The sequence below is a fragment of the Roseibium sp. RKSG952 genome (assembly GCF_009711355.1).
On the sequence record NZ_SMMF01000418.1, the window covers coordinates 1 to 896 of the forward strand.

Annotated in this window: 1 protein-coding gene; it reads right to left on the minus strand. The window is 50.4% G+C overall.

Going from position 1 to position 896, the window contains the following annotated elements:
- Positions 1-345: 345 nt before the first annotated feature.
- Positions 346-801 carry a DNA-binding transcriptional regulator gene (locus E1297_RS01315; protein WP_155132917.1) on the minus strand — a complete coding sequence of 152 codons (456 nt, stop codon included), beginning with the start codon at positions 799-801 and terminating at the stop codon, positions 346-348.
- Positions 802-896: the final 95 nt, after the last annotated feature.

Consider the following 896-nt stretch of genomic DNA (forward strand, 5'->3'; position numbering starts at 1 on the left):
AGGCGGACGCATCGGAACTGGCGCGCTTGCATGAGGAGAACAAGGCCTCTGAACATTGAGCGGGCACAGATATACTGTAGAAGGATCAAAACATGAACATCGACAGTGCTACACAATCTCCCAATGACAGCGTTGATGAGGCTTTGATTTCGAGACAAGTTAAATGACAGTTGATGGTGGATTTTTCGCGAACATTCCAACCCTCTTGATTTGGTTCAAAAACGTCCGTTTAAGTGACTTGCGTCATCCGGAGCTTCTGCAGCAGCAGCCAAAATTTATCCTGCCGTATATCTGTGCCCGTTCAATGTTCAGAGACCGAAGGGGGCGAGCCCCTTCGCCACTCGTTTATGCTGCCAGCTGGTAGTGCGACTCGTGGGAATCGTTTACCTGGTGGATATTGATTGGTTGAAATTCCGCAGTAGGAATGCTCCGTCTGGAAATCTCGCCAATTGCCATGTCCACGTCCAATTCAAGCTTCTCGATCACGAGCTTGCGAATGATGGTTTCCGCAAGGCTATCGATCGGGTATTCGCCACGCTCCCAACGACCGACAGTCTGTTTGTCGTTGTGTAGAACATCCGCCAACTCGGCTTGAGTAAACCCCATTTCGGTTCTCAGGAAACGTAGCTCATCTCCGCTAATGCCTTGGCCGTGTGTCACGATCCCATAGGCGATAACCTGATGAAGTTCGTTGATGGCCTGGACGATGATTGCCTCATCGCCACCGTTGTCAATGATGGGCTCAATACCGTGGATGTAGACGTTTTCCAGTCCGCATTCAGTGTAGTGGTGTGTGCTCATCGTACTCTCCAATTATGCTGCCGGCCTGAGTTTGGTAGTCGTCAACCCACTTAACGTCTTCCCTACCCTGAAGGACGTGGATTTTTAGCGAAGCG